Source organism: Pseudomonas sp. NLJ1 (assembly GCF_049486705.1).
GTDB lineage: Bacteria > Pseudomonadota > Gammaproteobacteria > Pseudomonadales > Pseudomonadaceae > Aquipseudomonas > Aquipseudomonas inefficax.
Genome location: NZ_CP137735.1, coordinates 4,524,687 through 4,551,659 on the forward strand (window position 1 = coordinate 4,524,687; position 26,973 = coordinate 4,551,659).

Sequence of the window (26,973 nt, forward strand, 5' to 3'; positions counted from 1 at the left end):
TGGTACCCCTCACGCGCCGACACGGGCATCGGGCAGGTCGCCCATGGCATGCAGGCTGAAACTGCGGGCATAACCGTAGGGGTCGCTGCCGTCCCAGCGGCTGCCATCAATCAACAGGCTGCTGCGCATTGGTTCAGGGCAGGCCACGCCGAGGCTTTGTGCCGCCTCGCCATACAACGCCAGCTGCTGGACCTGGCGGGCCACGCCGAGGTAGTCGGGATCATCGCGCAGCAGGCCCCAGCGGCGGAACTGGGTCATGAACCACATGCCGTCGGACAGGTACGGCAGGTTGGCCCGGCCATGGTCGTGCAGGCGCAGTGCATGGGGATCTTGCCAGTGGTTGCCCAGGCCATCGTGGTAGCTGCCCAGCAAGCGTGGTTCGATACTCGCCAGCGGGGTGGCCAGGTAGGCGCTGCCGCTGAGCAGTTGCGCAGTGCTGCGGCGATTTTCCGGGCTTTGCTCGATGAAGCGGCTGGCGGCCAGGACCGCCTTGATCAGCGCGCGGGCACTGTTGGGGTATTGCTCGGCAAAGGCGCGGGCGCAGGCCAGGACCTTCTCCGGATGGTCTGGCCAGATCGACTGACTGGTGGCCAGTGTGAAGCCCTGGCCCGTGGCCACTGCATCGGCAGCCCAGGGTTCGCCCACGCAGAAACCGTCGATGCGCCCGGCCTGGATATGCGCGGCCATTTGTGCCGGTGGCACCACCACGCTGTCGACGTCGCGCAATGGGTGGATGCCCTGGCTGGCCAGCCAGTAATACAGCCACATGGCGTGGGTGCCGGTGGGGAAGGTCTGGGCAAAGGTGAGGCGTGCGCCATGCTGGTGCGCCAGGCGCGCCAATGCTTCAGGGTTGGTCACGCCTTTGCGCTGCAGGGCCGGAGACAGGTTTATGGCTTGGGCGTTCTGGTTCAGCCCCATGAGCACGGCCATTTCGCTGGCCGGTACACCGCCGATGCCCAGGTGCACGGCATAGACCAGGCCATACAGGCAGTGCGCCGCATCCAGTTCGCCGCTGACCAGCTTGTCGCGCAGCCCGGCCCAGGAACCCTGGCGTTTGAGGTTGAGGGTAAGGCCGTGCTGCTGGGCAAAGCCCTGGGTGGCGGCGACTACCACCGAGGCGCAGTCGGTCAGGGCCATGTAGCCGATGTTCAGGCTGGGCTTTTCCGGCGCGTCGCTGCCGTTGACCCAGGCCAGGGGCGTTGCTCGGGGTACAGTGTTCACAAGGTTCCTCGCCCGTACTGATAAGGCTGTGGGCTTTTCCGGTGCAACGCATGTGCCAAAGGCCCTGGGGTCGCATTGCGGCCCCGTGAAAGCAACTGTCTTGCGCAAAGCTAAAAGCTTGTGCGATCCCTGTGGGAGTGGGTTCACCCCCGAAGCAGGCAGCTCGGTGGATGGCACCGGCTTCGCCGGTGTTCGCGGGTGAACCCGCTCCCACAGGTACTGCACTGGCTGTCAGAGCTTCACCGGCCCCACGATTTGCTGTCATGCCGGCCCCACGCTGGCTATAATCGCCCCCTCATTCACCCCGAGCCTTGCCCGCCCATGTATACCCTGGCCCGCCAGCTGCTGTTCAAGCTTTCCCCGGAAACCTCCCACGACCTGTCCTTGGACCTGATCGGCGCCGGTGGCCGTCTTGGCCTCAACGGCGTGCTGTGCAAGCAGCCGGCGGCTTTGCCGGTTACGGTCATGGGCTTGAACTTCGCCAACCCGGTGGGCCTGGCGGCCGGCCTGGACAAGAACGGTGCGGCCATCGACGGTTTCGCCCAGCTGGGCTTCGGCTTCGTCGAAATCGGCACCGTCACCCCGCGACCGCAGCCGGGCAACCCCAAGCCGCGGCTGTTCCGCCTGCCGGAGGCAACGGCCATCATCAACCGCATGGGCTTCAACAACCTGGGTGTTGATCACCTGCTCGGCCGGGTGCGGGCTGCGCGTTACAACGGCGTGCTGGGCATCAACATCGGCAAGAATTTCGACACCCCGGTGGAGCGTGCCGTCGATGACTACCTGATCTGCCTGGACAAGGTGTACACCGCGGCCAGTTACATCACGGTCAACGTCAGTTCACCAAACACCCCGGGCCTGCGCAGCCTGCAATTTGGCGATTCGCTCAAGCAGTTGCTCGATGCCCTGGTCGAGCGCCGTGAGCAACTGGCCGGCACGCATGGCAAGCGCGTACCTCTGGCAATCAAGATTGCCCCGGACATGAGCGACGAAGAAACTGCCCTGGTGGCCGCAGCGCTGATGGAGTCGGGCATGGATGCGGTGATCGCCACCAACACCACGCTGGGGCGTGAAGGTGTCGAAGGGCTGCCATACGGTGGCGAGGCGGGCGGCCTGTCGGGCGCGCCGGTGCTGGAAAAGAGCACCCACATCGTCAAGGTGCTGGCGGGCGAACTGGGCGGCAAGCTGCCGATCATTGCCGCTGGCGGCATTACCGAAGGCCGCCATGCCGCCGAGAAGATCGCTGCCGGCGCGAGCCTGGTGCAGATTTATTCGGGCTTCATTTACAAGGGGCCGGCGCTGATTCGCGAAGCGGTGGATGCTATCGCTGCGATGCCGCGGTGACCTGACACGGCCTCTTTGCGGGTAAACCCGCTCCCACAGGGACTACACAAGCTTGAGAGCAGTGAAGTACCTGTGGGAGCGGGTTTACCCGCGAAGAAGCCAGTGCCGTTGAGAAGGTTTGCCATGGCAAAAAAAGGGCCCCATCAAGGGGCCCCTGGGCCTTCGCCCGCCGCCCGGATAGGGCGTGCATGGTGAATCGAATTCAGTGTCCTCGTTCAGCCAACGGCGTGATTTTCGTTGAGTCTATGGATGCCAGCGGTGCCAGTCATTCCGTCCCAGTTATCACCGCGACCTTCACGCCAGCCGTTGATCCAGGCTTGGCGAACAGAAGGAAGATTGAAGGGGCAAAGTTCGCGGGATTTGCCGGTGACCCCGTATTGGTAGCCACGTGAATATGCTCTTTCCAACGGATCACGCTTAAGTCTTCTCATAGGGTGTTGCCCTCACTTGTTGACTGTAATGTCCCGTCGGCCTCTCCGAGGCCGGGCAGAGTCTTTCTGCCGGTGTGCGCTCGCTGCCGGCGTGGCGAGCTGAAAGTGCCGCCTCGTTGCGAAGCGGCCTGAGACCAGTTCTATCGAATGCGAGTCACGGTGTGAATGATCGATTTGTCATAAGCACGTAACCTTTCCAAGGGTGAGGGGATAAGTAAATAAATGCGACTCAACCTTGTTTAGCGTTGAGCCCGCTATGATCAGGGTTTGCCGATCATTGACGTCATTTCGCCAGCGTGGCTTGCGGATGACAGAAATAATTTGAAATGCGACGAAGGGTCACATCGGCCCCGGTATCGCCAGAATTTTTCGTACTGCCTGATGATCTAAGCTGTCTTTGCCACTGGGCCAAGCACAGATCGGTCAGGCGGCCCGGCCTTTCACCGCACGCTCGCGTGCCACGAAAGGCCACCCGCACGCCTGCTGGAAAGGTGTGCGGGCAAACATCGCGGGGCGATGCGTCGCCCCGTCAGTCAAATAGCCCAAGGCGCTGGATTACTCATGTCGGACCGTTTCGAACTTTACCTCACCTGCCCCAAAGGCCTGGAAGGCCTGCTTGCCGAAGAGGCCCGGGCCCTCGGCCTGGATGACGTGCGCGAGCACACCTCGGCCATTCGCGGCGCCGCCGACATGGAAACCGCCTACCGCCTGTGCCTGTGGTCACGCTTGGCCAACCGGGTGCTGCTGGTACTCAAGCGCTTCTCCATGAAGAACGCCGACGACCTCTACGACGGCGTGCACGCGGTCGACTGGGCTGATCACCTGGCAGCCGACGGCACCTTGGCAGTGGAGTTCAGCGGCCATGGCTCGGGCATCGACAACACCCACTTCGGTGCGTTGAAGGTCAAGGACGCGATCGTCGACAAGCTGCGCAACCGCGAAGGCCTGCGCCCGTCGGTGGAAAAGATCGACCCGGATGTGCGCGTGCACCTGCGCCTGGACCGTGGCGAAGCCATTCTCTCCCTCGACCTTTCCGGGCACAGCCTGCACCAGCGTGGCTACCGTCTGCAGCAAGGCGCCGCGCCGCTGAAGGAAAACCTGGCGGCGGCGGTGCTTATCCGCGCCGGCTGGCCGCGCATTGCCGCCGAAGGTGGCGCGCTGGCCGACCCGATGTGCGGTGTGGGTACCTTCCTGGTCGAAGCGGCAATGATCGCCGCCGATATAGCGCCCAACCTCAAGCGTGAACGCTGGGGCTTCAGTGCATGGCTTGGCCACGTACCGGCATTGTGGCGCAAGGTACATGACGAGGCGCAGGCGCGGGCACAGGCCGGCCTGGCCAAGCCACCGCTGTGGATCCGTGGCTACGAGGCCGACCCGCGGCTGATCCAGCCAGGCCGCAACAACGTCGAGCGTGCCGGCCTGGGCGACTGGGTCAAGATCTACCAGGGCGAAGTCAGCACCTTCGAGCCGCGCCCGGACCAGAACCAGAAAGGCCTGGTCATCAGCAACCCGCCCTATGGCGAGCGCCTGGGTGACGAAGCCAGCCTGCTGTACCTCTACCAGAACCTCGGCGAGCGCCTGCGCCAGGCCTGCATGGGCTGGGAAGCGGCGGTATTCACTGGCGCGCCGCAGCTGGGCAAGCGCATGGGTATTCGCAGCCACAAGCAGTACGCATTCTGGAACGGCGCCTTGCCGTGCAAGCTGCTGCTGTTCAAGGTGCAGCCCGACCAGTTCGTCACCGGCGAGCGCCGCGAGGCGCAGCCTGAAGGTGCGCAAACCCGCCAGCAGGCAGTACCGGCCAGCGAGCCGGCACGTTTGTCGGAAGGTGCGCAGATGTTCGCCAACCGCCTGCAGAAAAACCTCCGGCAGCTGGGCAAGTGGGCCCGCCGCGAGCAGGTCGATTGCTACCGCCTGTACGATGCCGACATGCCCGAATATGCCTTGGCGGTCGACCTGTACCAGGACTGGGTGCACGTGCAGGAATACGCCGCGCCACGTTCGGTCGACCCGGACAAGGCCCAGGCACGCCTGCTCGACGCGCTGGCAGCCATCCCGCAGGCCTTGGGCATTTCGCCGCAGCGTGTGGTGCTCAAGCGTCGCGAGCGGCAGAGCGGCACGCGCCAGTACGAGCGCCAGGCAACCGAAGGCCGCTTCCAGGAAGTGAACGAAGGCGGCGTCAAGCTTCTGGTCAACCTTACCGATTACCTCGACACCGGCCTGTTCCTCGACCATCGTCCGATGCGCATGCGCATCCAGCGCGAAGCAGACGGCAAACGCTTCCTCAACCTGTTCTGCTACACCGCCACGGCCACCGTGCATGCGGCCAAGGGTGGCGCCCGCAGCACCACCAGCGTCGACCTGTCGAAAACCTACCTGGACTGGGCGCGGCGCAACCTGGCGCTCAATGGCTTCTCGGATCGCAACCGCCTGGAGCAGGGCGATGTGATGGCCTGGCTGGAGGGTAACCGCGACAGCTACGACCTGATCTTCATCGACCCGCCGACCTTCTCCAACTCCAAGCGCATGGAAGGCGTATTCGATGTGCAGCGTGACCACGTGCAGCTGCTTGATTTGGCCATGGCCCGCCTGGCGCCGGGTGGCGTGCTGTATTTCTCCAACAACTTCCGCAAGTTCCAGCTGGACGAGCACCTGATGGCGCGTTACGCGGTGGAGGAAATCACGGCCCAGACCCTGGATCCGGACTTCGCCCGCAACAACCGTATCCATCGCGCCTGGCGCCTGCAGCTTCGTTGAGGCGACGAGGTACATTGCGCGGCTAATGGCCAATAGCTATAACTGGGGACAGGGCAAGATAATCCGCAGGACGCTGACGTGACGAGATGGGTGTATGTCAAAGGGTGGCGTGTGCGCGCGGTTGCTTGGCCTGTGCACAGAGGCATTATCCGCCTGGGCGGTAGCCTTGGTCGCCCTGGTCGTGGGCGGCCTGTTGACGGCCGTCCTGGCGCTAGCCGCGCAAACCTTTTACAAGCAGCAGCTGCGCCAGCGCTTCGAGCTGCTGGCAAGCGAGCGTTTCAGCCGTATCGCCGAGCGGTTTGATGAACAGCAGCAGCGCCTGGACGGGCTGCGGCGGTTTTTCAGCTTTTCCAACGAAATCACCCCGCACGAGTTCGACGGCTACGCCCGGCCATTGCTGCAACGGACCCTGGCCTACGCCTGGGCGCCGCGTGTCGAGGCCGCGCAACGCGCCGAATTCGAGCGCCAGGCCAGTGCGCATTCCGGCCCGGGCTATGTGATCCGCGACCAGGATGAACAAGGCCAGTGGCACCCATCCCCCCAGCGCGACCATTACTTCCCGGTACTCTATACCCAGTCGGGTGAATTGCCCGGGCTGCCCTATGGGCTGGACCTCGCCGGCCAGGAAGTGCCCCTGGCGGCCTTGGCGCGGGCGCTTGGGCCGGGCAGCATGGCGGTGTCCGAGCCACTGCCCATGTTCGATACCAGCTCGGATGCGCGTGGCCTGCTGATGGTGGCGCCGGTGTTTTCCGATGCCAACCCCCGCGGCGCGGCAGTGGGTTATGTGATGGCCTTGCTGAGCATGCGTGAGCTGATCAGCGACGGGCGCCCGGTTACGGCAGACGATAACCTTGTGGTGCGTATCGTCGACCCCACCGGGCTACATGGCCCCGAGGTGATGTTCGACTCGCAGAACCCGGTCGCACCCCTGCCGCTGGCCAGCAACCAGCTATTGCACCTGGCTGACCACCACTTCCAGTTGAGTATCCGGCCGAGCCAGGCGTTCGTGCGCGCCAACCGTTCCTCCGCGGTGCTGGCAGTGAGCCTGCTGGGCAGCTTGTTGAGCCTGTTGCTCAGCGTGTTGCTCTACAGCCTGTTCAGCCAGCGCCAGCGCGCATTGGCCCTGGTAGAGCAGCGCACTGCCGAGCTGCGTGTCAGCGAGCAGTCACTGCGCGGTACCCACAACCAGCTGCGCAGCGTGCTGGATGCCGCAACCCAGGTGGCGATCATCGCCACCAACCTCAAGGGCGTGGTCAGCACTTTCAACGCCGGCGCCGAGCGCATGCTCGGTTACCCGGCCAGTGAGGCGATCGGCCAGCTGCGCCTGGAGGACCTGGTGCTGCCCGAAGAGTTGAACCTGCGTGCCCATGCCTTGAGCCTGCGTTACGGCCGACCGATTGAAGGTGGCCAGGCCATGTTCGCCGAAACAGCGCAGGAGCATGGCGCCGAACCGGGGGAGTGGACCTTGTTGCGTGCCGATGGCAGCCAACTGGTGGCCAACATGCTGGTCACCGCCATGCTCGATGAACAGGGGTTATGGATCGGTTACCTGGCGATCTGCATCGATGTTACTGAACGGCGTCGGGTGCATGAGGCGCTGGCAGCGCGTGACCGCCTTCTGGAAAAGCTCAGTGCCGAGGTGCCGGGCGGCATTTACCAGTACCGCCTGGATGGCAACGGCCACTCCTGCTTTCCGTATGCCAGCATGGGCCTGTACGACATCTACGAAGTCGACCTGCAGCAGCTGCGCGAGGACGCCACCGCGGTGTTCGAGCGCATCCACCCGGACGACCTGGAGCGCGTGCGCCGCTCGGTGCGTTACTCGGCCGAACACCTGTCGCCCTGGCGCGAAGAATACCGCGTCTGCCTGCCGCGTGCCGGGTTGCGCTGGGTGCGTGGCGAGGCGACACCGGAGGTGGGCGAGCAGGGCTGCACCTTGTGGCATGGCTACCTGACCGACATCTCCGACCTGAAGGGCGTGGAGGAAGAGTTGCGTGCGCTGTCGGTGACCGACTCGCTGACCGGCATCCATAATCGCCGTTACTTCCAGGAGCGGCTCAAGCTCGAACTGGAACGAGCCCAGCGCGATGGCCTGGCGCTGGCGGTGATCATGCTCGATATCGATCACTTCAAGCGCATCAACGACCATTTCGGCCATGCCGTCGGCGACCGCGTGCTGCGCAGCCTGTGCCTGCGTATCGGCCAGCGTTTGCGGCGTACCGATGTGTTCTGCCGGCTGGGCGGCGAAGAGTTCATGGTGCTGTGCCCGGGCAGCGATGCCGAGCAGGCGCGGCTGCTGGCACTGGAGCTGTGGCAAGGCGTACGCAATGTGCCGGTGGAGGGCGTGGGCAGGGTGACCGCGAGTTTTGGTGTGGCGGGCTGGCGACCGGGGGAAGGGGCCGATGCCTTGCTGTTGCGGGCTGATGCCGGGGTGTATGCAGCCAAGCAGGCTGGGCGGGACCGGGTGGAGGGGGAGTTGGCCTGACAGCTGTCAGTTGCCAATGCCGGCCCTTTCGCGGCTGAAGCCGCTCCCACAGGGAAATTGCAGGTCTTGAACCCTGCGCTGAACCTGTGGGAGCGGCTTTAGCCGCGAAAGGGCCGGTACTGGCTACCTGTCAGTTGGCCGCTGTGCTGCCGGCCAGTTTCGGCTGGCGATACAAATCCAGCAGCACCTGGTCGAGCACCTGCGAGGCGCCCCACGGTTTCGGATCGTTGAGGATCGCCGCCACTGCCCAGGTATGGCCGTTGCTGTCACGGCTGAAGCCGGCAATTGCCCGTACGGTGTTCAGCGTACCGGTCTTGATGTGCCCTTCGCCGGTCATGGCGGTGCGCTTCAGGCGCTTGCGCATGGTGCCGTCCATACCCACCAGCGGCATCGAGCTCATGAACTCGGCAGCATAAGGGCTCTTCCACGCCGCCTGCAGCATTGCCGCCATCTCCCGCGTGCTGACCCGTTCGGCACGCGACAGGCCGGAACCGTTTTCCATCACCAGGTGCGGCGCGGTAATACCCTTCTTCGCCAGCCACTGGCGCACCACGCGCTGGGCGGCGCGAGCGTCGTCACCGTCGGCATCGGTGCGGAACTGCGCGCCAAGGCTCAGGAACAGCTGCTGGGCCATGGTGTTGTTGCTGTACTTGTTGATGTCGCGGATCACTTCCACCAGGTCTGGCGAGAAGGCACGGGCCAGCAGGCGAGCGCCCTTGGGCACGTTCTCGAAGCGGTCGCCGCCCTGGATGCTGCCACCCAGCTCGTTCCAGATCGCGCGCACGGCACCGGCGGCGTAGGTCGGGTGGTCGAGCAGCGACAGGTAGGTCTGCGAGTTGCAGCCGTCACCCAGCTGGCCGCTGACCGTTACGCTGATGCCGTCGGCTTGCTGCACGGGGTTGTAGCGCACATCACCCGAACACTGTTTGGAGGCTACCGCCTTGACCTGGTTGTCGATACGGATGCTGGCAATCGGCGGTTCGACCGCGATGGTGACCTTGCCGCCATCGTTGCGGGCCACGAAACGCAGGGCTTTGAGGTTGACCAGCAGCGAGTCGGGCTTGACCAGGAAAGGCTTGTTCTCATCGCCGCCGTCATCGTTGAACTGCGGCAGGTTCGGCTGCACGAAGTGGCTGCGGTCCAGCACCAGGTCGCCGGTGATGGTGCGCACGCCATTGGCGCGCAGGTCACGCATCAGCAACCACAGCTTTTCCATGTTCAGTTTCGGGTCGCCGCCACCTTTGAGGTACAGGTTACCGTTGAGTACGCCGTTGCTCAGGGTGCCGTCGGTGTAGAACTCGGTTTTCCACTGGAAGGTCGGGCCGAGCAGTTCGAGGGCGGCGTAGGTGGTGACCAGTTTCATGGTCGAGGCCGGGTTGACCGAGACATCGGCATTGAACACGGTCGGTGTGCCGGGGCCGTCCAGCGGCAGCATTACCAGCGACAGGGCAGAATCCTGCAGTTTGTTGGCCTTGAGGGCCTGTTGCACTTTGGCAGGCAGCGTGGTGTTGACGGCGGCGGCCTGGCTGGGCAGGGCGAGTGGCAACAGCAGGCCGGCAAGAACGAGGGGACGAAGCGTTTTGATCATGATCGATAAATACCCTACGGCGAGGGAAAAGGGCATTGGGGCTGTAAGGAATGATGGCCCCAGAATGAAAGAATACGCATTATGCCCCAAGCGCAGCGACGATGCGCCACGTTCGACGGAAAAGCACCCCCAATAAAAAAGCCACCCCTAAGGGTGGCCTTTTCAGCGATCGAGCCGGGCCGGTATCACTCGGCCTTGTTGATCGGCTTTTCCGGGTACCAGGCGTCCAGCAGCGGGCTGACCTCGATCTTGGTCAGTTCGCTACGGCCTTTGAGCCAGGCTTCAACGGCTGCACGCTGTTCTTCGCTGACCGAGCCGCGTTTGACCGAGCACACCAGGCCGAAATCGTCACCGCCTACATAGTCCAGGCCATTGGCGTCCATGGCTTCTTCCAGGAACGCGTCGAGGAAAGCATCGATTGCCTGGTCGTCCAGATCTTCCTTGAATTCCAGGTTCAGCTCGAAGCCCAATTCCTGAAACTCGTCGACACACAGCTTCTTGCGCAGACGACGGGAGCGGTTTGTGGCCATGAAACAATCCTCTTAGGTAATAACGCCGCGCAGTCTACCAGTTAACACGCCTGGCTGCCTGCCTGTGTGCAGCTACCGGTGGCCAGCTCCCTGGCCAGGGCACGTTCTACCCGGCACATATGCCGTGCCAGTGCCTGGCGCCGCAGGCGTATCTGGGCGGTAGGCAAGCCGCCTGCCTCCAGGGCTTCGCAAGCCTTCATCAGTTCGGGGGCTTCCAGCATCCGCGCGGCGCTGAGCACCTTGTGCGCCTGTTCGGCAATGGCATCGCTGTCGTGCTGCGGATGCAATGCCATCAAAGTTGCCAGGTCGGCCTGCAGGCTCTGCTGCAACGCCATCAGGAAGCGCTGGCGGTCGTTCGGGTCATGCCCGACCACTGTGGCCAGGCCGTCCAGGTTGTACAGCTTGCGCCGCGATTTCTGCCGGCGGCGCGGGCGGATGCCGGCCAGGCGCTGGCTGAGCGTACCCAGGCTTATGGGCTTGAGCAGGCAGTCGTCCATGCCGGCGCTCAGGCACTTGCGGCGTACCTCCGGCTGCGCGTTGGCGGTGTAGCCGAGAATGGTGCAGCGCGGCCGCTTGCCATGGCGTTCCTCGGTACGCACGGCGGTGGCCAGCTGGTAGCCGTTCATGTGCGGCATGTTGCAGTCGAGCACCAGCACATCGAAGTCCCCCGCCCGCCAGGTGGCCAGGCCTTCGCGACCGTCGCGGGCGCTGGTGTGCTCCAGCCCCAGGTAGCCAAGCTGCTGTGCCATCAGCTGCAGGTTGGCCGGGTGGTCATCGATCACCAGTACGCTCAGCCGCGGGTCCGGCACATCGAGGTTCTCGATCAGCGGGGCCGGCGGCGCTGCAGCGTCAACCCGCTGCAGCGGCATCTTCAGGCGCACCTGGGTGCCGACATCCTCCAGGCTCTTGATGGTCAGGCTGCCGCCCATCATTTCGCACAGGTTGCGACAGATGGCCAGGCCTAGCCCGGTACCCGCGCGGGCGCTCTGGCTATGCGGGTTGGCCTGGATGAACGGGTTGAACAGGCGTTGCAGGTCGTCGGCGTGGATACCGATGCCGCTGTCGCGCACTTCCAGCTCCAGCACGGCGGGAGTGGTGGCGCCGTCGTCTTCCAGGCCTACGCAGATGCGCACCTGACCATGCTCGGTGAACTTGATGGCGTTGCTCACCAGGTTGGACAGGACCTGCTTGAAGCGCAGGGGGTCGAGCAGGGCATGGCAGCGTGCGGCCGGCGCGATCATCACCTCCAGGGCCAGGCCTTTCTGCCGCGCCTGGCCTTCGAAAATACGCCCCACCGATTCGACCAGGGCCGCCAGGTCGACGGCCTCCGGAGCGAGGGACAAGTGCCCGGATTCGATGCGCACGATGTCGAGGATATCGCCGATCAGGCCCAGCAGGTCCTTGGCCGAATGGTGGGCCAGCTCCAGCGCGCAGCGGTCTACCCGGCCTTGGTCGGCACGCTTGACTGCCAGCTCGAGCATGCCGATGACCGCATTCATCGGGGTGCGGATTTCGTGGCTGATGGTGGCCAGGAACGTGCTTTTGGCGCGGTTCGCATCGTCGGCCTGCTGCTTGGCCTGGCGCAACTCCATGACCAGATGGCGGCGCTCGCTGATGTCGATCCAGCCACCGATGATGCCCTGCACCTCACCCAGTGAGTCGCGGTACGGCAGAATCCAGTGGTAGATGGTCATCTCCCGGTCCTGGATCCGTAGTGTCCGGTCCATGATCAGTGGCGAGCCTTCGGCCATTACCTTCAGGTAGTCGGCGTGGATCTGCCGGGTCTGCTCGCAATCGGCGAACAGGCTCCCCTCCAGGTTCTTGCCGATGACCTCCTCGGAGCGCGCCTGCACGGCTTCCAGGTAGCTGTAGTTGCAGCTTTGCAGGCGGCCCTCGCGGTCACGCACGTACATGGGGTGGGGCGTGCCGTTGAGCAGGGCGCGCATGAATGCCACCTGGTCGTTCAATGCCCGTTCGGCGCGTTGCCGCTGGCGAATCTGCAGGCGCAGGCGGGCATTCCACAACAAGGCCAGCAGCAACAGCACGGCGGTGCCGAGTACCACCTGTATCGCCAGCCTTCGGTAACCGTGGTCGTTGCCATCCTCGTGCAGGCTGAAGCCGCGCCAGCGGTTGTTGATGACCCCCAGTTCTTCCGGCGAGATGCTCAGCAGCGCCTTGTCGAGGATCGACACCAGCGCCTGCGACGGGGCACTGGTGGCCATGGCGAAGCTGGCAGGGTCGCTGCCGACAGTGGCCCGGATGACCAGTTCAGGGTTGCCGGCCAGCGCGTGGTTGGCGTCGATCAAGGTGGTGATCACCGCATCGACGGCACCACTGTTGAGCAACGCCATGGAATAGAACGAGCTTTCGGTCTCGACCCAGCCGATTTGCGGATAGTGCCGCGACAGCATGGCGTCCATGGCACTGTAGCGGGTAATGGCGATGCGATGACCCTGCAACTGTTCCAGCGAGGTGAAGGGTTGCTTGTCCTTGCGGCTGACCAGCACATAGGCGCTTTCCAGGTAGGGCTGGCTGATTTGCAGGTCGTCTTCGTTCACCCCGCCGGTGGCCAGTGCGGCGATGACATCGGCGCGGCCGTCCTTCAGGCGGGCAATCATGTCTGCAAGGCCGCTGGCGCGCTGCACTTCGAAACGCAAGCCGGTGCGCAGGCGAAGCAGTTCGAGCAGGTCGGCGGTGATGCCGCGAAAATGCCCCGAGCCATCGAAATAGGAGACAGGTGCAGCGGTGTCATCGATTGCCACACGCATTACCGGGTGGTCCTTCAGCCACTGCTCTTCGGTGTCGGTCAGTTGCAGCTTGCGGTCGGTCAGCAGCAGGTCGCTACCGGCGCTCCAGCGCTTGAAGATACTGGCGCGTATGGCCGAGGTCTGTCTGTCCAGGGTGGCGTTAACCATCTCCATCAACACCCTGTCCTCGTGACGCAGGGCAAAACCGAAGCCGATGGCTTCGTGCTTGCCGAAACTGGCCATGCGCAGGCGTGGCAGGTGGCCGCGGTTGAGCTGGTAATGGGTGGAAATGGTATCGCCGATAAACACGTCGGCCTGGCCGAACGCCACGGCACTCAGGGCCTGGCTGGACGAGCCGAAGGCCAGGAGCTCGGCCTTGGGGTAGGTTCTGTTCACCTCCTGCCGGGGCAGGTAGTGGTAGAGCATGCCCAGGCGCATGCCGGCCAGGCCCGTGTCCAGCGCCCGGCTTTCGTCCTCGCGCGTTACCAGTACCGGTTGGTCGATGGCATAGGGGTGCGACAGGGCCAGGCCATCGCTGGCCGCTTCGTAGCCGTTGGCGCTGCCAAGCAGGTCGATATCGCCATGCCGGAGCGCTTCCACCGCCGCTTGTCGGCTGGAAAAGCGCAGAACCCGCACGGGCAACTGCAGGGCCTTGCCGATCAGGCTCGCGTACTCGGCGGTAAGGCCTTGGTAGTCGCGGCCCCCACTGGTGATGTCGAACGGCGGGTAGTCCGGAGCCGAGGTCCCCAGCACCAGTTCCTGACGGCCTTCGAGCCATTGCCGTTGCTCGTCGGTGAGCGCAGGCAGTGCCGGCTTGGCCGATGAGCGTGCCAGCAAGGTATAGGATGAAGCCTCGTGATGGGTAGCCTGTGCCACGCCGCTGAACAGGAGCAGGGTGAGCAACAGGCGAACGATAGGGTACGCCATGACTACCCTCAGACCAGCGCGTTGCGTTTGGCCATTTCAATCAGGTCGACCAGCGTATTGACCTGAAGTTTGTGCATGAGGCGCTTCTTGTAGGTACTGACTGTCTTGCTGCTGAGGAACATGCCCTTGGCAATTTCCTTGTTGCTGCGGCCTTGGGCGAATAGTTGCAGTACCATCAGTTCGCGGTCATTCACCTGGCGGAAAAGTTGCAAGTCGGCATTTACCGCCTGGTCATGCTTGATTGCCTGGCTGGGGAAATAGTTGTAACCAGCCAGCACGGCCTTGATTGCACTGAGCAGTTCGTTCAGGTCTTCCTGCTTGCACACATAGCCTGCAGCACCGGAGTGCATGCAGCGCACGGCAAACAAGGCCGGAGATTGCGCGGTCAGTACCAGCACCTTCAGGGGCAGGGCCATGGCCTGGAACCGGGCAAGCACCTCCAGCCCGTCCAGCTTGGGGATGCTGATGTCGAGTATGACCAGGTCGGGGGCGGTTTCGCGAATCATCTGCATGGCGTCCACGCCGTTGTCCGACTCGCCGACAACCTTGTAATTCTGGTTTTCCAGCAACATACGAACAGCCAGGCGGATGACGGGATGGTCGTCGACGATAAATATGGAATGCATGTTCAACTTCCCTGCGGGCGATTGAGGGTGACAGGCGGCACCTTATCGCAGTTGAAAGTCATCGGGCATGCGAGGAAGGGCTATCAGCCCTATATGGGAAATGGCTTACAAGATAAAACAATTCGGGCTACGAAACAGGCGCGTTTAACCCAATGTCAAAATGTGTTTGGTAACTTTTCATTTGTTTTTATTCGTGCTGTTTAACTTGTCGCCAGCATATGTAGGAAGTTTCTCACAATGTACGGTGCAGCTCCGGGCGATACCCGGGCTGCACCGGCAGGGCTCAGGTCGGGCTGGAGCGCCCGGTCATTTCCCGGGCCATTTCGCTGGCATAGCTGTCGGTCATCCCGGCGATGAAGTCGATCATGCGCAGGAAGGCGGTGTGCAGCGAGCCGTGCGGGTCGGGGGCGTTGTTGCCGATCAGGTCCAGTACCCGGCGGCTCTTGAACGACGGCGTGCGTCCACCGTGCTGTTCGAGGGCGGCCCCGCAGAAGGTGTTCAGCAGAATCTCCAGCGTGGTGTAGGCGCCGATCTCGTGCAGGGTCTTGCGCTTGTCCTGGAAGATCTTGTTGCGTGCCATGTCCTTGGCCTGCAGCACGCAGCGCTTGGCCGGGCCGTGCATGTGTTCGACCAGGTCGCCCGCCAGCTGCCCGGCCAGCAAGGCTTGCTGCTGTTCGACGAAGGCGTGGGCGGCAGCGTTGGTCAGGTGCTCGATGGCCTTGCCGCGCAGGATCGCCAGCTTGCGCCGCCTGGAGTCGCCAGGGCCGAGCTGGCGGTAGGTTTCCGGCAGGTCCTCGCCGACCAGGTCGAGCAGCAGCGCTTCGACTTCGGCATATTGCAGCAGCTCCATTTCCAGGCCGTCTTCCAGGTCGATCAGCGCGTAGCAGATGTCATCCGCGGCTTCCATCAGGTAGACCAGCGGATGGCGCGCCCAGCGCTGATGTTCCAGTTGTGGCAGGCCGAGCTTGCGGGCGATCTGCTCGAGCAGCGGCAGTTCGCTCTGGTAACTGCCGAACTTGTGCTTCTTGTAACCCAGGGCGTCGGCGTGGCGTGCGCTCCACGGGTACTTCAGGTAAGTGCCGAGGGTGGCATAGGTCAGCCGGGTACCACCGTCGAACTGGTGATATTCCAGCTGGGTGAGTACACGAAAGCCTTGGGCGTTGCCTTCGAAGTTGAGGAAGTCGGCGCGCTCGTCGTCGCTCATGTCGTCCAGCCAGCCGCGCCCGGCGGCCTGCTGGAACCAGTGGCGGATGGCGTCTTCGCCAGAGTGGCCGAACGGTGGGTTGCCGATGTCATGGGCCAGGCAGGCCGACTGCACGATCATTCCCAGGTCACTGGGGGCGCACCAGTCCGGCAGGCTGTCGCGCAGGGTTTCGCCGACGCGCATGCCCAGCGAGCGGCCGACGCAGCTGACTTCCAGCGAGTGGGTCAGGCGTGTGTGGATATGGTCGTTGCTGGAAACCGGGTGCACCTGGGTCTTGCGCCCGAGGCGGCGGAAGGCACCGGAGAAGATGATGCGGTCGTGGTCCTTGTGAAAGGGGCTGCGCCCGAGTTCATCGGCGCTGTACAGGGCTTTGCCCAGGCGTTCGCGGGTGAGCAGGGTGTGCCAGTCCAAGGCGCGGTCTCCTGTGGATCGAAGGCATTAGCTTCCAGTGTCGCGTGCATATGCGCAAGGGGCAGGTCGATACCGACCCTGTGGGAGCGGGTTTACCCGCGAATGCGTCGGTGTCTCCAGTGCCGCATTCGCGGGTAAACCCGCTCCCACAAGGGGCAATACAGATCGTCAGGGGCGGCGGCTGCCTTGCAGGTACAGGCGCAGCAACGGCAGCAGGCTGGTGCCCAGACGCACCAGCCGCGCCAGGTTGCCGCTGCGCACGCCCTTGCCGGTGAGGAAGCCCAGCGCCACCACGGCGCCTATCCCCCACAGCGGTGCATGCTTGATGCCCAGCCCATCGTGCAGCGAGCTGCCCATGCCGCGCACGCGGCGCAGTGGCTCCAGCAACTGCGCGGACTCGTGGCGGATTTCCTGGCGGTGCATTTCCATGCGCAGGCGCAGCAGCGCCTTGCGCAGTTCGCGCGGGTTACGGGTGTTTGGCAGTTCTGGCAGGTTCATGGCAACAGGCGCTCCCGGTCCTTGGCAAGTTCCTCGAGGGTGGCGCCGAAGGGCGACGACTCGTCGAACACCGCTGCCTTCAGGCGCAGGCCGCAATACAGCGCGGCGATGCCGTAGAACACGCACAGGCCGATGATGCCGGCCAGGCGATAGCTGTCCCACAGCAGCACCAGCAGCAGCCCGGACAGCGCCGTCAGCAGCAGCAGGGCGAATACGAGGGCCAGGCCAGCGAACAGCAGCAGGCTCAAGGTGCGGCCCTTCTGCTCCTGCAACTCGATGCCGAACAGTTCGATATGGCTGTGCAGCAGCCCCAGGGCAGCCGCACCCAGGCGCTTGCCCGAGGCGCTGGCGCCGTTGGCGTCGTTCTCCATGGGAACCCCTTAGCGCCGGTTGGCCAGCAGGCCGATCAACAGGCCGACGCCAGCGGCAATGCCGATCGCCTGCCATGGTTTTTCCTGTACGTACTGTTCGGCACTGCCCAGTGCTGCCTGGCCGCGCTCGCGCACCGAGTCCTGGGTCAGCTGCAGGGTTTCGCGGGCCTGGGTCAGGCGGTCGTGGATCTGTTCTCGCAACTCGTCAGCCTGGTCGCCTGCCAGGTTGGCGGTGTCGGCCAGCAGCTTCTCGGTGTCGCGGACCAGTGCCTGGAAGTCAGCCATCAATATCTCTTGTGCAGTCTTTGCCGATTTGCTGGCCATGGGTGTCTCCCTGTCGATGAATGTTGGTAGTTCGAGTGATCGCACGCGCGGAAGGTTCAAGTGCCGACGCTGGTATGAGCCTTGCTATGGCTTTGCCACGTTGCGGGGCGCCCAGGGTGAGTATTGCGCCGACTCAGGGCGCCAGCGCAGCGGATACCGATAAACCTTAACCCAATCCACGACAAACCCAAGAAAAAACCACGCAGGCTCCGCCCGGCTCACCGGAACAGGGCAGGGAGCTGGCACCGATTCGGTGCAGGGATGCAGGTTCTTGAACTGTCCTGGTGCCTTTTTCAGCAGGCCTGCCTATTTCATGGAAAACATGCACAGCGCGATGGACTCTCTGGTCCACGGTTCCAACACCCTGTTCATTCTCATGGGCGCCATCCTGGTGCTGGCCATGCATGCCGGCTTCGCGTTTCTCGAAGTGGGCACGGTGCGTCACAAGAACCAGGTCAATGCCTTGTCGAAGATTCTCAGCGATTTCGCTATTTCTGCATTGGTGTACTTCTTCATCGGCTACTGGATCGCCTACGGGGTCAGCTTCTTCCAGCCGGCGGCGGCGCTGGCTGCCGACCATGGCTATGCGCTGGTCAAGTGCTTCTTCCTGCTGACCTTCGCCGCGGCGATCCCGGCAATCATCTCCGGGGGCATCGCCGAGCGGGCACGCTTCGTGCCGCAACTGTGCGCCACGGCGTTGATCGTGGCGTTCATCTACCCGTTCTTCGAGGGTGTGGTGTGGAACGGCAACCTGGGCGTACAGGCCTGGTTGCAGGCACGCTTCGGTGCGCCGTTCCATGACTTTGCCGGCTCGGTGGTGGTGCATGCCATGGGCGGCTGGCTGGCGCTGGCGGCGGTACTGCTGCTGGGCGCGCGCCGCGGGCGCTACCGTGAGGGCCGGCTGGTGGCGTTTGCGCCGTCGAGCATTCCTTTCCTGGCATTAGGGTCGTGGATCCTGATCATCGGCTGGTTCGGGTTCAACGTCATGAGTGCCCAGACCCTGCAGGGTGTCAGCGGCCTGGTGGCGATCAACTCGCTGATGGCCATGGTCGGTGGCACCCTGTCGGCCTTGCTGGCCGGGCGTAACGACCCAGGTTTCCTGCATAACGGGCCGTTGGCCGGGCTGGTGGCGGTGTGTGCCGGTTCCGACCTGATGCACCCGATTGGTGCGCTGGCCACCGGCCTGGTGGCGGGCGCGCTGTTCGTCTGGAGCTTCACCGCAGCGCAGAACCGCTGGAAGATCGACGATGTGCTGGGTGTGTGGCCGTTGCATGGCCTGTGTGGCGTATGGGGTGGCATGGCCTGCGGCATCTTCGGCCAGGAGGTACTGGGTGGCATGGGCGGTGTGAGCCTGGTCAGCCAGGTGCTGGGCAGTCTGATGGGCGTGGTGGTGGCATTGGCCGGCGGTTTTGCCGTGTATGGTGCAATCCGCGCGCTGAACGGACTGCGCTTGAGCCATGAGCAGGAGTTCCAGGGCGCGGACCTGTCGCTGCACCGTATCGGCGCCACCAGCCAGGATTGAGCCAGGTCAGGTGCACTGTGCGCAGGACGGACCTAGAATAGGTTTCCCTCCTGCCAACGCGGACTTGCCCCATGCTGCCTGAATGCCAACTGTTCGGCACCCTCGGCTGCCACCTGTGTGAAGTGGCCGAGGCCGTGCTGATGCCCTTCGTCGACCATGGCCTGCTGGTGGAGCTGGTCGACATTGCCGAGAACGAAGCCCTGTTCGAACGCTATGGCCTGATCATTCCGGTGCTGCGCCGCTGTGACAACGGCGCCGAGCTGCACTGGCCGTTCGATGCCGAACAAGTGGTGGCGTTTCTCGCGCAGTAATTGCGCCAGGGGAGGTCTGTCCCTGCTCCATGCGGCATGCTGCGTTGTGATGATCGGCTGCCGGCACCTTGAGGCCGGCATTTTTCACCGGTCATCAGGAACCCAGCCATGCTCATTTCACCCCATTTCACCCTCGATGAAATGACCGTTTCGCAGCTCGCCGCCAGGGAAGGGCTCGACAATAATCCACCAGCCGAGGCGCGTGCCAACCTGCAGTTGCTGTGCAATTCACTGGAGCAGGTGCGGGCGCTGTTCGGCGCACCGGTCATCGTCAGTAGCGGCTATCGCAGCCCCGCGGTCAACCAGCGCATTGGCGGGGCGCGGACGAGCCAGCATTTGCAGGGGCTGGCGGCTGACTTCACGGTGTTTGGAGTGAGCCCGCGCGAGGTTGTGCTCCGGGTCAGCGAAAGCGCCATTCCCTTCGACCAGCTGATCCTCGAATTCGATAACTGGGTGCACCTGGCCGTATCGCGCGGCGTCCCTCGGCGCCAGGTGTTGACCATTCGTAAAGGCAGCGGCTATCTGCCGGGGCTGCAATGAAGCGCATTGACGGCGGCAAGGGGATGTTCGTATGCTGTATATAAATACAGTGTCGAGGTGAAGCCATGCTCAATGTCGAGCAACTCAAGTACAGCGTCAACCGGATGCCCGTCGAGCGGGTGGCCGATGCTGTTCTGGAACTGCGCCTCGAAGGCCTGGTTACCGACGACCGTACGCCGTTCGGCAAGGTCCACTTCAATACCTGCTTCGCCGAGATCGAGGCCTTGTTCCAGCGTGCCGGCTACCACCGTGGGCTGGACGTGGTGGGTTACCAGGGGTTGCTGTATGCCCTCTATGACCCTGGGCGCTGGGAGCCGGTGCAGGTGTTGCGCTGGCTGAAGGAGCGCTGTGAGGCCATTGCCCAGGCTGGTTGAGGGCGCGGGCTTGGGGGATAATGCGCGACCGTGAACGTTTCGAGCCCTGCCATGACCACGCCTTTCGACCCCGCCCGCCAGCAAGCCAGCACGGTGTGCCTGCCCCCCGGTAACTGGGCGACGGTGCTCGACTGCCTGTGTGACCATTTCAAGGCCATCGACCGCGCCCAGTGGCTCGACCGCTTTGCCCGTGGCCGGGTGCTGGATGCCGAGGGCAGGGCGGTTTCTGCCGAACTGCCTTACAAGCGCGGTATGCGTTTGCACTACTTCCGTGAGGTGCCGAACGAGCGGCCGATCCCGGTGCAGGAGACCATACTGCATGTGGATGAGCACCTGGTGGTGGCCGACAAGCCGCATTTCCTGCCAGTGACGCCGACTGGTGAATACGTCGAACAGACCTTGTTGCGCCGCCTGATCCGCCGCCTGGGCAACCCGCATCTGGTGCCGTTGCACCGTATCGACCGGCATACCGCCGGGCTTGTGCTGTTTTCCGCCAACCCGCAGAGCCGCAGTGCCTACCAACGGCTGTTCCCTGAACGTCGCATCGACAAGCGCTACCAGGCCATTGCCGCGGCCATGCCGCAGCACGTTTTCCCGCTGGTGCACAAAAGCCGCCTGGGACATGGCGAGCCGTTTTTCCGCATGCATGAGGTAGAGGGGGAGGCCAACAGCGAAACCCTGGCCGAAGTGCTGGAGAAGAACGGTGAGCTGTGGCGTTACGGGCTGTCGCCGGTGACTGGCAAGACCCATCAGTTGCGTGTGCACATGGCAGCATTGGGGGCGGGGATCTGCAATGACCCGTTCTATCCGCAGTTGGTCAATGAAGAGGATGACTACCAGCGGCCGCTGAAGTTGCTGGCGCAGAGCCTGCGCTTTGCAGACCCGTTGAGCGGGGAAGAGCGCTACTTCGAGAGCCGCTTGCGGCTGGATTGGTAAAGCACACGCTCATTGCAGGAAGCAGTTGCAGTGAATGCACTCTGAAGGCTTGCGCGGTCCCCTGTGGGAGCGGGTTCACCCGCGAATAAGCCTGTGCGCTGGATGGCACCGGCTTTGCCGGTGTTCGCGGGTGAACCCGCTCCCACAGTGACCGCGCAATCTTCTGAGTTTTGCGCAAAGCAGTGAATCCCAAAGGTACGGCGCAGCTACAAGTGCATGCCGTACCTCTGGAAGCCGCCCTAGCGGTTGAACCGTTCCACCAGCGAATACTGGCTGCCAGCAGTACTGGTCAGCTCTTCGCTGAGCAGCGCAGAGTGCTGGGCCTGTTCGGCAGTCTGGTCGGCGAGGTCGGCGATGGTGCTGATGTTGCGGCTGATCTCGTCAGCCACCGCAGTCTGTTCCTCGGTCGCTGCAGCAATCTGGGTTGCCATGTCGGTAATGTTGGCAACCGCCTCACTGATGCCCACCAGCGCCTCGTCGGCCTGCATCACACGGTCGACGCCTTCCTGCGCCTGGCGATGGCCGGTTTCCATGGTCAGTACGGCATTGCTGGCGGTTTGTTGCAGCTTGGCGATCAGGCCGTGGATCTGCCCGGTGGATTCGGCAGTGCGCTGGGCCAGCTGGCGCACTTCGTCGGCCACCACGGCAAAGCCTCGGCCCATTTCACCGGCACGTGCCGCTTCGATGGCCGCGTTCAGCGCCAGCAGGTTGGTCTGGTCGGCGATGCCTTTGATCACATCGACCACGCCACCAATTTCATCACTGTCCTTGGCCAGTTGCGTCACCGTCTGGCCGGTCTCGCCCACCGCCGCCGAGAGGCGTTCGATGGCCTCGCGGGTTTCACCGGCAATCTGCCGGCCCTGGCTGGTCAGGCGGTTGGCTTCCTGGGTGGCATCGGCGGTGCGCTGCACGTGGTTGGCCACTTCCTGGGTGGTGGCGGCCATCTGGTTGACCGCAGCGGCAACCTGCTCGGTCTCCACTCGCTGGCGTTCCAGGCCCGAAGAACTCTTGTGCGCCAGCACATCGGACTGACGCGCCTGTTCGCTGAGGTGTTCGGCGCTGTCCTGCAGGCGGGTCAGGCAGGTTTTCATGCGTGCGTCCTGGCTGAGCATGGCCATTTCCAGGCGCGCCTGCACGCCACGGCTGTCGGTGTACATCTGCGCGATCAGCGGGTCGGAGGTGGTCTGTTCGGCCAGGCGCAGCAGGCGTTTGAGGCCGCGCTGCTGCCAGCTCAGGCCCAGCAGGCCCAGCGGTACGGAAAGCCCGGCAGCCAGGGCGAAGCCCCAGGAATGGCCCAGCCAGTTGCCGATCAGGAAGCCCACCTGGCTGACCAGAATGAACGGCAACCAGTCCTGCAGCACCGGCAACCACTTGTCCCGGCGCGGTACCGCCGGCTTGCCCTGGTTGATGCGCTGGTACAGCGCCTCGGCGCGGCGGACCTGCTCGGCGGTAGGCTTGACCCGCACTGATTCGAAGCCGACCACCTGGTTGTTGTCGAAGATCGGCGTGACATAGGCATTGACCCAGTAGTGGTCGCCGGACTTGCAGCGGTTCTTGACGATGCCCATCCACGGCTGGCCCTGCTTGAGGGTTTGCCACATATGGGCAAACACCGCTGGCGGCACATCGGGGTGGCGCACCAGGTTGTGCGGCGCACCGGTCAGTTCTTCGCGGGTGAAACCACTGATCTCGATGAAGGCATCGTTGCAGTAAGTGATCACACCTTTGGCATTGGTGGTGGAGATCAACCGCTGCTGGGCAGGGAAAGTCCGTTCTCTCTGGGTAATCGGCTGGTTGTTACGCATGGGTTGATAGTCCGCAGGGCTTTCGACAGGTATCGGCAAGCCGCTGGTTTTATTGAATGGATATTTAATGTGCTTGATCTGTGGCAATAAGCCATCAGTCGATCTGCGTTAGTCAGCGAGCACGTTCGAGCAAGTTAGGCTCATTATTGCGTTTTTACTGCTGCTTCATGACGGATAAGTCGAATGATGACCGATTGGCTAGCCAAGAGCCAGCATCGGATAGCTGAACAGGGTGAAGTGCACCAGGTTCAGGGCGAAATGGCAGAGCACCGCCGCCGCTACGCCGCCCCAGCGGTACGCCAGGCCGTAGCCGAAACCTGCAAGGGTGGCCAGGTACACCCATTGCCAGCCGGCCCCCAGGTGGGCCAGGCCGAACAGCAAGGCGGTGGCGAGCAATGCCAGCCCTTGGTGGCGCAGCAGCCGTTGCAGGCCGGCCTGGATGTAACCGCGAAACAACAGTTCTTCGGTCAGGCTTACCAGCAGCAGGTTGTTCAGCAGCCAGAGCCAGGCCTGGTCGGGCCATTTCGGGGCCCAGGCAAGCGTGCCCAGTGCCCAGGCACCACCCAGGCAGGCAAGCAGGGTCAGGGGCAGGGCGAATAGCAGGCTGGTCGCCAGGCCCTGGCTGCGCCACAGGAACAGCCAAGGGCAGGCCAGCAGCAGCCAGGCGCCAATCAGCGGTTTGTCCAGGTTCAGGTACATCGTGAAAGGCAGAGCGCCAGGGCTCAGGATGACCCCGTCGATGACCTTGGTTGAGTTGAAACCGGGCAGCCAGTGCAATGCCAGGGCGATGGCCAGCAGGATGAACGATGCGTGGCCCAGGGCTTGTAGCCAGCGCTGGGGGCGACGAGCGAGCAATGCGCTGGCGAGCAGGGCGAGGAAGGTGGGCAGGGTGGTGATGTCGAGGCTGCCATGGCTCAGGGCGAGGGTGTAGCCGAGTGCCAGGAGTAAAAGTGCGATCAGGTTGAAGCGAGGCACGAGTAGTCCTTCTCGTTGAACGATATTGGGGCCGCTGCGCGGCCCATCGCCGGCAAGCCAGCTCCCACAGGGATAGCCTCAAGGCTGAGGGCTGTACTTTGCCTGTGGGAGCAACTGCCTTGAATATCTCTTCAAGCCAGCACTGGCCCTTGTAGGAGCGGCCTTGTGTCGCGATGGGGCGCGCAGCGGCCCCGCTCGATAGCAGCGGCGAAGCTGAAATCTGGGGCCGCTATGCGGCCCATCGCGACACAAGGCCGCTCCTACAGGCGATCGGCGTGCACAGCAGCCCCAAGCATACGCGCCTCAACCAGCAATCAGCTGACGCAACACATAATGCAATATTCCCCCCGCCTTGAAGTATTCCACTTCATTCAGCGTATCGATCCGGCACAGCACCTCAAACTGCTCCTGCTGCCCATCCTCGCGGGTGATGCGCAAGGGCAGGCTCATGCCCGGGCGAATCTGTGCGCCGTTCAAGCCCAGCACATCGATCTTCTCCTTGCCGGTCAGCCCCAGTTGCTTGCGGTTGTGCCCGGCCTTGAACTGCAGCGGCAGCACGCCCATGCCTACCAGGTTGGAGCGGTGAATGCGCTCGAAGCTTTCCGCCAGCACCGCTTTGACCCCCAGCAGGTTGGTGCCCTTGGCCGCCCAGTCTCGGCTCGAGCCGGTGCCGTATTCCTGGCCGGCGATCACTACCAGCGCAGTGCCTTCCTGCTGGTAGCGCATGGCCGCGTCGTAGATCGAGAGCTTCTCGCCACTGGGCACGTGCAGGGTGTTGCCGCCTTCTTCGCCCGCCAGCATTTCGTTGCGGATGCGGATGTTGGCGAAGGTACCGCGCATCATCACTTCATGGTTGCCACGCCGCGAGCCGTAGGAGTTGAAGTCGCGGGGCTCCACTCCCTTCTCGCGCAGGTAGCGCCCGGCCGGGCTGTCGGCCTTGATGTTGCCGGCCGGGGAAATGTGGTCGGTGGTCACCGAGTCACCCAGCAGCGCCAGAATCCGCGCACCCTGGATGTCGGTGATTTGCGGGGGAGGCCCGCCGATGTCGTCGAAGAATGGTGGATGCTGGATATAGGTGGAGTCGGCCTGCCACACGTAGGTGGCCGCCTGGGGTACCTCGATGGCCTGCCACTGCGCATCGCCGGCGAACACTTCGGCGTATTCCTTGTGGAACATTGCCGTGTCGACCTTGGCCACGGCAGCGGCAATTTCCTGCTGGCTGGGCCAGATGTCGCGCAGGTACACCGGCTGGCCATCCTTGCCGGTGCCCAGCGGGTCGCGGGTCAGGTCCAGGCGCACGCTGCCGGCCAGGGCATAGGCCACCACCAGCGGCGGCGAGGCCAGCCAGTTGGTCTTGACCAGCGGGTGCACCCGGCCTTCGAAGTTGCGGTTGCCCGACAACACCGAAGCCACCGTGAGGTCAGCGCTGCCGATGGCTTTTTCGATCGCTTCATCCAGCGGGCCGGAGTTGCCGATGCAGGTTGTGCAGCCATAGCCGACCAGATCGAACCCCAATTGGTCCAGATAGGTGGTGAGCCCGGCGGCCTTGAAGTAGTCGGTGACCACCTTTGAGCCCGGCGCCAGCGAACTCTTGACCCAGGGTTTGCGTTGCAGGCCTTTTTCCAGGGCCTTTTTCGCCACCAGCCCGGCGGCCATCATCACGCTGGGGTTGGAGGTGTTGGTACACGAGGTGATCGCGGCAATCACCACGGCGCCATCGCGCAGGGTGTGGGTCTGGCCTTGATGGCTGTAGTCGATCTCCCCGGCCTGGTCGGCGTTGCCCACCGCCACGCCGCCGCCACCTTCGCTTTCCAGGCGGCTTACCTCTTTGGCCAGCGGTCTGGGTTGCAGTTCGATGAAGTGGTCGAAGGCCTGGCTGACCTGGCCCAGGGCTACCCGGTCCTGCGGCCGCTTTGGCCCGGCCAGGCTGGCCTCGACCTCTTGCATGTCCAGCGCCAGGCTGTCGCTGAACAGTGGCTCCTGGCCCGGCAGCCGCCACAGCCCTTGGGCTTTGCAGTACTGCTCGACCAGTTGCACGGTCGCCTCGGGGCGCCCTGACAGGCGCAGGTAGTCCAGGGTCACCTGATCGACCGGGAAGAAGCCGCAGGTGGCACCGTATTCCGGGGCCATGTTGGCAATGGTCGCACGGTCGGCCAAGGGCAGCTCGGCCAGGCCATCACCATAGAACTCGACGAACTTGCCCACCACGCCCTTCTTGCGCAGCATCTGCGTCACCGTCAGCACCAGGTCGGTGGCGGTGATGCCTTCGCGCAGCTTGCCGGTCAGCTTGAAGCCGATCACTTCGGGGATCAGCATCGACACAGGCTGGCCGAGCATGGCCGCTTCCGCTTCGATGCCGCCCACGCCCCAGCCGAGCACGCCCAGGCCATTGATCATGGTGGTATGTGAGTCGGTTCCGACCAGAGTGTCGGGGAAGGCGTAGGTGCGACCATCGGCCTCACGGGTCCAGACGGTGCGGCCGAGGTACTCCAGGTTGACCTGGTGGCAGATGCCGGTGCCCGGCGGTACCACGCGGAAGTTGTCGAAGGCACTCTGGCCCCAGCGCAGGAAGGCATAGCGCTCGCCGTTGCGCTGCATCTCGATGTCGACGTTCTCGCTGAAGGCCTGCGGCGTGCCGTAGCGGTCGACCATCACCGAATGGTCGATCACCAGGTCCACGGGTGACAGCGGGTTGATCCGCTGCGGGTTGCCGCCGGCCTTGGCCATGGCTGCGCGCATGGCGGCCAGGTCGACCACGGCCGGCACACCGGTAAAGTCCTGCATCAGCACCCGCGCCGGGCGGTACTGGATCTCGCGGTCGGAGCGTCGGTCACCCAGCCATTGGGCGAGGGCGCGCAGGTCGTCGCCGGTGACGGTCTGGCCGTCCTCCCAGCGCAGCAGGTTTTCCAGCAGCACCTTCAGCGACATGGGCAGGTGCTGCAGGTCGCCCAATTGGCGGGCGGCCTCGGGGAGGCTGAAGTAGTGGTAGGTCTGGTCGCCGACCTTGAGTGATCTGAGGGTATTCAGGCTATCGAGCGAGGGCATTGCC

21 protein-coding genes are annotated in these 26,973 nt (G+C 63.8%); 8 read left to right on the forward strand and 13 right to left on the reverse strand.

The genetic code is table 11. The features are described 5' to 3' along the window. Positions 1-9: 9 nt before the first annotated feature. Positions 10-1,221 (reverse strand): CmpA/NrtA family ABC transporter substrate-binding protein, encoded by a 1,212-nt coding sequence (locus R9B85_RS20500; RefSeq protein ID WP_112252102.1) that lies wholly within the window; start codon positions 1,219-1,221, stop codon positions 10-12. Between the two features lie 321 nt (positions 1,222-1,542). Here R9B85_RS20500 and R9B85_RS20505 point away from each other — a divergent pair, with 321 nt between their 5' ends. Beyond that, positions 1,543-2,565: a quinone-dependent dihydroorotate dehydrogenase gene (locus R9B85_RS20505; RefSeq protein ID WP_423770526.1), complete on the forward strand. Its 1,023-nt coding sequence runs from the start codon at positions 1,543-1,545 to the stop codon at positions 2,563-2,565. 215 nt (positions 2,566-2,780) lie between these two features. Here R9B85_RS20505 and rmf read toward each other — a convergent pair whose 3' ends face one another. Then, positions 2,781-2,996 carry a ribosome modulation factor gene (gene rmf / locus R9B85_RS20510; RefSeq protein ID WP_003248687.1) on the reverse strand — a complete coding sequence of 72 codons (216 nt, stop codon included), beginning with the start codon at positions 2,994-2,996 and terminating at the stop codon, positions 2,781-2,783. A gap of 561 nt (positions 2,997-3,557) precedes the next feature. Here rmf and rlmKL point away from each other — a divergent pair. Together rlmKL and R9B85_RS20520 are read left to right on the forward strand one after the other, a co-directional pair. Further along, complete coding sequence (rlmKL, locus tag R9B85_RS20515; RefSeq protein ID WP_112252105.1) at positions 3,558-5,750, forward strand: bifunctional 23S rRNA (guanine(2069)-N(7))-methyltransferase RlmK/23S rRNA (guanine(2445)-N(2))-methyltransferase RlmL; 2,193 nt, start codon at positions 3,558-3,560, stop codon at positions 5,748-5,750. A 94-nt stretch (positions 5,751-5,844) separates the two neighbouring features. Then, the gene (locus R9B85_RS20520; RefSeq protein WP_215521148.1) at positions 5,845-8,235 is read left to right on the forward strand and encodes a sensor domain-containing diguanylate cyclase; all 2,391 of its coding nucleotides are present in this window, start codon (positions 5,845-5,847) and stop codon (positions 8,233-8,235) included. Between the two features lie 130 nt (positions 8,236-8,365). Here R9B85_RS20520 and dacB read toward each other — a convergent pair whose 3' ends face one another. The 8 genes from dacB to R9B85_RS20560 all read right to left on the reverse strand — a co-directional run bounded on the left by dacB (position 8,366) and on the right by R9B85_RS20560 (position 17,461). Beyond that, positions 8,366-9,823: a D-alanyl-D-alanine carboxypeptidase/D-alanyl-D-alanine endopeptidase gene (dacB, locus tag R9B85_RS20525; RefSeq protein ID WP_085625203.1), complete on the reverse strand. Its 1,458-nt coding sequence runs from the start codon at positions 9,821-9,823 to the stop codon at positions 8,366-8,368. Between the two features lie 185 nt (positions 9,824-10,008). Beyond that, on the reverse strand, positions 10,009-10,353 hold the full coding sequence (locus R9B85_RS20530) for a YggL family protein (RefSeq protein ID WP_003248695.1): 345 nt from the start codon (positions 10,351-10,353) through the stop codon (positions 10,009-10,011). A 41-nt stretch (positions 10,354-10,394) separates the two neighbouring features. Continuing rightward, a complete protein-coding gene (locus tag R9B85_RS20535) occupies positions 10,395-14,027 on the reverse strand; it encodes an ATP-binding protein (protein ID WP_112252107.1) in 3,633 nt (1,210 codons plus the stop codon). An 8-nt stretch (positions 14,028-14,035) separates the two neighbouring features. After that, positions 14,036-14,653 (reverse strand): response regulator transcription factor, encoded by a 618-nt coding sequence (locus R9B85_RS20540; protein WP_112252108.1) that lies wholly within the window; start codon positions 14,651-14,653, stop codon positions 14,036-14,038. A 283-nt stretch (positions 14,654-14,936) separates the two neighbouring features. Further along, positions 14,937-16,268 carry a deoxyguanosinetriphosphate triphosphohydrolase gene (locus R9B85_RS20545; protein ID WP_423770527.1) on the reverse strand — a complete coding sequence of 444 codons (1,332 nt, stop codon included), beginning with the start codon at positions 16,266-16,268 and terminating at the stop codon, positions 14,937-14,939. Positions 16,269-16,436: 168 nt separating this feature from the next. Continuing rightward, the gene (locus tag R9B85_RS20550) at positions 16,437-16,766 is read right to left on the reverse strand and encodes a hypothetical protein (RefSeq protein WP_112252110.1); all 330 of its coding nucleotides are present in this window, start codon (positions 16,764-16,766) and stop codon (positions 16,437-16,439) included. Beyond that, a complete protein-coding gene (locus tag R9B85_RS20555; RefSeq protein ID WP_013971683.1) occupies positions 16,763-17,137 on the reverse strand; it encodes a phage holin family protein in 375 nt (124 codons plus the stop codon). The genes R9B85_RS20550 and R9B85_RS20555 overlap by 4 nt, the downstream gene beginning before the upstream one ends. A 9-nt stretch (positions 17,138-17,146) precedes the next feature. Next, positions 17,147-17,461, reverse strand: a complete 315-nt coding sequence (locus tag R9B85_RS20560) for a DUF883 family protein (protein ID WP_085625198.1) — start codon at positions 17,459-17,461, stop codon at positions 17,147-17,149. Between the two features lie 313 nt (positions 17,462-17,774). On the opposite strand from R9B85_RS20560, the gene R9B85_RS20565 reads away from it, so the two are divergent. The 5 genes from R9B85_RS20565 (at position 17,775) to R9B85_RS20585 (ending at position 21,144) form a co-directional block, all read left to right on the forward strand. Beyond that, positions 17,775-18,983 (forward strand): ammonium transporter, encoded by a 1,209-nt coding sequence (locus R9B85_RS20565; RefSeq protein ID WP_207878718.1) that lies wholly within the window; start codon positions 17,775-17,777, stop codon positions 18,981-18,983. Between the two features lie 71 nt (positions 18,984-19,054). Further along, complete coding sequence (locus R9B85_RS20570; RefSeq protein WP_063913871.1) at positions 19,055-19,294, forward strand: glutaredoxin family protein; 240 nt, start codon at positions 19,055-19,057, stop codon at positions 19,292-19,294. 108 nt (positions 19,295-19,402) lie between these two features. Continuing rightward, positions 19,403-19,834 (forward strand): D-Ala-D-Ala carboxypeptidase family metallohydrolase, encoded by a 432-nt coding sequence (locus R9B85_RS20575; protein ID WP_112252112.1) that lies wholly within the window; start codon positions 19,403-19,405, stop codon positions 19,832-19,834. 65 nt (positions 19,835-19,899) lie between these two features. Next, positions 19,900-20,208, forward strand: coding sequence for a hypothetical protein (locus R9B85_RS20580; RefSeq protein WP_004376097.1), 309 nt, complete (start codon positions 19,900-19,902; stop codon positions 20,206-20,208). Between the two features lie 51 nt (positions 20,209-20,259). Continuing rightward, entirely contained in the window at positions 20,260-21,144 is an 885-nt protein-coding gene (locus R9B85_RS20585; protein ID WP_375149583.1) for a pseudouridine synthase, read from the forward strand. A gap of 239 nt (positions 21,145-21,383) precedes the next feature. Here R9B85_RS20585 and R9B85_RS20590 read toward each other — a convergent pair whose 3' ends face one another. From R9B85_RS20590 to acnA, 3 genes are all read right to left on the reverse strand, one after another. Then, positions 21,384-22,949, reverse strand: coding sequence for a methyl-accepting chemotaxis protein (locus R9B85_RS20590; protein ID WP_252379095.1), 1,566 nt, complete (start codon positions 22,947-22,949; stop codon positions 21,384-21,386). A 198-nt stretch (positions 22,950-23,147) separates the two neighbouring features. After that, positions 23,148-23,924 (reverse strand): type II CAAX prenyl endopeptidase Rce1 family protein, encoded by a 777-nt coding sequence (locus tag R9B85_RS20595; RefSeq protein ID WP_423770528.1) that lies wholly within the window; start codon positions 23,922-23,924, stop codon positions 23,148-23,150. A 303-nt stretch (positions 23,925-24,227) separates the two neighbouring features. Continuing rightward, complete coding sequence (gene acnA / locus R9B85_RS20600) at positions 24,228-26,969, reverse strand: aconitate hydratase AcnA (RefSeq protein WP_207878712.1); 2,742 nt, start codon at positions 26,967-26,969, stop codon at positions 24,228-24,230. Positions 26,970-26,973 lie beyond the last annotated feature (4 nt).